The sequence below is a fragment of the Rhodococcus sp. UNC363MFTsu5.1 genome (assembly GCF_000686785.1).
GTDB lineage: Bacteria > Actinomycetota > Actinomycetes > Mycobacteriales > Mycobacteriaceae > Rhodococcus_G > Rhodococcus_G maanshanensis.
Map to the genome: position 1 here is coordinate 1 of NZ_JMLO01000056.1, position 4,424 is coordinate 4,424.

The window sequence follows — 4,424 nt, forward strand, 5'->3', positions numbered from 1 at the left end:
GAGGTGCTGTTCGACGATTCGCGTCTTGGGTATGAGCGATTCGGTCGGCAACCCGAAAATCTCTGCGAGCGCGACAAGTTCGACCACTGTGATCGGTCGTGAACCGCGCTCAAGTCGCGTGATCGTCGTGGGGTCGATGCTGTCTTTCGCGAGTTTGCTGGCCAGCTTCTGGGCGAGCTGTGCCTGCGACATCTCTGCAATTGCGCGCAGTTCCGCGATTCGTGCACCGACTATTGCGTTGGTTCTGGCGATCTGCATATGACGCAGTCTGTCACTGCTTGACGCGCAGAACAAGTGATGGCACTCTGATCTGCGTCAGCTGCAGATCGCAACTGCATAAGACGCAGGAAGGGTGAAGATGATGTCGACCGCAAATGAGGCGACCACGTCGGAGTTCATGACGACAGACGATGTGGCGCGCGAGAGGCGCATTTCGGTGAACACGCTGCGGTACTGGCGGATGACCAACGTGGGCCCCGCGTCATTCAAGCTCGGCCGCCGGGTCATGTATCGCCGGAGTGAGGTCGAAGCGTGGTGCGCAGCACAGGAGTCTGCTAGCCGCCGCGGTGGTGGAAGTGCTGCGTGATCGAAGCCGCAACCCGAGAAATGAAAGAAGCCTCGGCAGGTGCTCCAACACCTTTGCGCCGAGGCCCGGAATCCGTCCACATCACTGAAACGAGATTCGCTATGAACGAGACTACCGCACCAGTTGCGAGCGTGATCAACTTCGTCCGCGATGTAGCCGAGATACCCGCCGATGACGGCACGGTGAGCATCGAGGCGCAGGTTGCCGCAAATGAAGACGGAACGGTCAGCCGACTAGTCGTCATCTGCGGTCGGGGCGTATTGGCCGAGGATGTGCCCGATCTGCTCGCCGGTATCGCCGCGGCGTTCGATGCGATTGCAGCCGGCCCCCCTGCTGCTGCAAACGCAATGACGGCTCCCACGTTGGACTGCACGGCACCGTTGGAGGTGGCGTGAGCACTGACGCCCTCGGCGCCGTTGGCCAGCCATCGCAAACAGAAATGCTCTTCCTTGGGGCACTGCTCATTTCATCTCCGAAACCCGTTGCAGCAGTGCTTAATTCGGTTGACGATGACGACATTGAAGATTGGGCAATCCGCGAGATTCTCGGAACCGCCCGGACTCTTCACGCGGCAGGTCGTCCATGTGACGCCGTGACCATCGAGGCGGAATTACGCCGGCTCGGTGGAGTCACGGCCGACCGTGCGGCGAAGCGGTCCAAGCGACTGATGGACGCGGTCACGTCAGGCGCATCGGACCTGGCGTTGCTCGAGTACGCCAGCGCGGTTGTGGCTGAGGCGTACCGGCGCCGCTACCGCGCTCTTGCTGCCGGTCTGGCTGGTTTCGCCGAGACACAGCCCGAGACGGAGCTACTGCCTTACCTCGTTCTAGCGGGCAAACAGTGCCGCAGCCACTCCGAGCGCCTCGCACGACTGAGAGGCGAGTCACCCACCATTCCCAGCTCAGTAGCCCAGGAGGCTTCATGACCACCACCCACTTCGCAATCGTTCGAGACAAGCGGAAGGCGCCCAGTCGGCGCTGCATCGGCGTCAACGGCTCGCGTTGTGCGCAGTTGACGCGGCACAAGTCGCAGCGCTGCCCCGCACATCGAGGTCTCGAGTCGAGGAGGGCTGCATGACAAGCCTTCCGCCTGCCCATCCAGGCCACTACGACGCTCAGGCATTGGTGACCGCTATCGGCCAGGACGATGCCGATGGCGCAAGGGCGATGCTCGACACGATGTCGGCCGAGGAAGCGAAGACGACAGCCTTCTACCTCGCCGAAACGTTCTCGATGTCCTCGCCACTTACTCACCCGGATCACGTGAGTCGCAGCCTGTTCCGCTTCACGGCTGATGAGGTTGAGCGGCTGCTCGCCTGTGTCGACGACGCCCTCGACAAGCCGACACAGGCCGTCGCGACAGGGGTGCTGCTTGGTGGCCCCGGCGAGCAGATCCAGGAGAACGCTGCGGTGCTGGTCCATGCCATCGCGACGCTGCGGAACCTGCTCAGCGATCGGCTAACAACCCTCCGCGAACTCGCGGACAACCCTCAAGGAGGTGACCGCGAATGAGTCTTGACGTGGGAAAACTCGTTGCGTATCTGACTGTCGACGACTCGGGTCTTGTCAAAGGACTCAACGACGGCAAGCAGCTCACTCGGAAGGCAATGCAGGACATCGACGCCAACATCGTCGGAGCCTCTCGCAGTGCTGACAAGCTCGGACGTAGTGTCGCGGACGCGGGCCGTGATGTCGGGAAGCTGGGCCGCGGCGCATCCGACGTCGACAAGCTCGGACAGTCCGCGAAGCGGTCCGCCGATGACGTCGGCAGGATCACCCAGGCCGCCCAGGGCGCGGCATCGAAGCTCTCGGGGCTGGCTGGGAAGGCGTCGGAGAACGCCGGCGCTGGCGCTGGTGGCAACTTCCTGTCTGGCTTCTCCAGCAAGATTGGCGACCTTGGTGGCAAGGGCGGCCCCATCGCTGCCAGCCTCGTGGGGGTCACCGCCGTTGGCCTTCTTGCTGGTGCGGTTCTGATGAAGGCCATCTCTGACGGCATGGAGCGAGAGAAGGCGCAGGACCTAATCCAAGCGAAGCTCGGCATCAGCGAGAAGGCCGCCCAGGACATCGGCCGCGCAGCCGGCGCCGCCTACACCAACGGCTGGGGCGAATCCGTCACCGCCAACATGGATGCCGCACGCGCTGCAATCCAGTCTGGTGTCCTCACCGGCGAAGAGGACACCAACACCTTCAAGCAGACGATCGAACAACTGAACATCGTCGCCGAACTCATGGGCGAGGACGTGCCCGCAGTTGCTCGGTCAGCGGGTCAGGCAATCAAAAACGGTCTCGCGAAAGACGGCGCCGAAGCATTCGATTTCCTCGCATCTGCGCAACGCAACTCGCTCAATGTGTCCGAGGATCTACTCGACTCCTTCGATGAGTACTCCACCCAACTGCGTGCGCTCGGACTCGAGGGATCAGAGGGGTGGGCGCTTGTCGCGCAGGGCGTCAAGAACGGTGCCCGGGACACCGACGTCGTCATCGACGCGCTGAAGGAGTTCAAGCTCCGCGCCACTGATGGCACCGCGGCGGCGGCCGATGGGTTCAAGTTCCTCAAGCTTGATACCGATGCCTGGTCGAAGGCGATGAACGAAGGTGGTCGGGCGTCGCGCGATGCGATGGCGGATGCGCTGCGTGGCCTTCAATCGATCAAGGACCCGACCGAGCGGAACGCCGCTGCCCTCGCCTTGTTTGGGACGAAGTTCGAGGACATTCAGGGCGCTGCGTTCGCCTTGAATCTCGATACGGCCGCCAAGCAGTTCGGCAATGTCGCGGGCGAGGCGAAGAAGGCCGGCGACATCATGTCGTCCAACACTGCCTCGTCGTTCGACTCCGCCAAGCGGACCATTCTTGCGTCGGCGGACGAAATCAAGGTCGGTCTCGCTGGGGTTTTCGGGCCAGTCCTTGCCGATCTCGCAACCGGTGTCTCCGAGCACAAGCCGGAGCTCATGGGGTTCTTCACTGACCTTGCTGATGCCGGGTTCGTCACGCTCGATGCGATCATCGGGTTTACCTCCGGCACTCTTCGGGCGCTCGCCGGTTTGACTGGCGGGTTCTCCACTGCCTTGGGCGGGATGATCGAGGGCCTTGGCACCTTGTCCGGTGGGCTCGCGAAGGTCATGTCCATCATCCCCGGCATGCAGGACGATGCGGAGGTCTTCGAAGGCGTCGCCTCTGCCTTGGACAACTTCCGAGAGAAGGGCCTGGGCGCAGCGGACAGCCTCCGCGGCATGGCCGACACCATCGACGCCGGTCGTCCGAAGCTGCAGGCGATGCGTGAGGACGTTCGCTCCGCGGGTGAAGCTGCACAGAACTCCGAGGTCATGATGCGGGCCTTGGGTGACGCTGTGATCACCGGTATCCCGAATGACAAGTCCATCCTGATTTCGGACAACAGTCCCGAGGCGATCCAGCGACTCAAAGATCTCGGGATGGAGGTCACGCACACCCCGAACGGCATCCTGGTCACCGCGAAGACGGAGGACGCCGAGACGAAGATCGGCGACTTGATCAATCGAGAACGCACGATCTTCGTCAACGTTCGTGCGGTCGGTGTCGAATCCCTTGACGTCGTCAATGGTGCGACTCCTGCGCCGGGTGTGAGTGGTCAGGCCTCGAACCCGATGCTGCCCTACGGCGGTGCACGGCCTCAGGCTGAGGGGTCGATCATGGCCGGCAGCTTCGCCAACGGGAAGCTCCCTGACGAAGCCCTCATCCAGTCGCCCCGAGCCAACTACATCCAGTGGGCAGAGCCGGAGACGGGCGGTGAGGCGTTCATTCCGCTCTCGGTCAGCAAGCGCCCGCGCTCTGAGCACATCCTGCAAGAGGTCGCGGACCGG

The 4,424-nt window shown here is 62.9% G+C and carries 6 protein-coding genes; 5 read left to right on the forward strand and 1 reads right to left on the reverse strand.

Annotated features, from left to right (window positions below; genetic code table 11):
- Positions 1-258: helix-turn-helix domain-containing protein (locus BR31_RS30095; protein ID WP_027503335.1), on the reverse strand; the 258-nt coding region annotated here is incomplete at its 3' end.
- Between the two features lie 139 nt (positions 259-397).
- Between BR31_RS30095 and BR31_RS31320 the strand changes: the two genes are divergently transcribed.
- From BR31_RS31320 to BR31_RS30835, 5 genes are all read left to right on the forward strand, one after another.
- Positions 398-586: a helix-turn-helix transcriptional regulator gene (locus BR31_RS31320; protein WP_027503336.1), complete on the forward strand. Its 189-nt coding sequence runs from the start codon at positions 398-400 to the stop codon at positions 584-586.
- A 101-nt stretch (positions 587-687) separates the two neighbouring features.
- Positions 688-981: a hypothetical protein gene (locus BR31_RS0124945; RefSeq protein ID WP_027503337.1), complete on the forward strand. Its 294-nt coding sequence runs from the start codon at positions 688-690 to the stop codon at positions 979-981.
- Entirely contained in the window at positions 978-1,511 is a 534-nt protein-coding gene (locus tag BR31_RS31325) for a DnaB-like helicase N-terminal domain-containing protein (protein ID WP_081830674.1), read from the forward strand. The genes BR31_RS0124945 and BR31_RS31325 overlap by 4 nt, the downstream gene beginning before the upstream one ends.
- 148 nt (positions 1,512-1,659) lie before the next feature.
- On the forward strand, positions 1,660-2,097 hold the full coding sequence (locus BR31_RS0124950; RefSeq protein ID WP_156042630.1) for a hypothetical protein: 438 nt from the start codon (positions 1,660-1,662) through the stop codon (positions 2,095-2,097).
- Positions 2,094-4,424, forward strand: a 2,331-nt coding sequence (locus BR31_RS30835) for a phage tail tape measure protein (protein WP_197023709.1), incomplete at its 3' end; no start/stop codon positions are given. The genes BR31_RS0124950 and BR31_RS30835, both read left to right, overlap by 4 nt.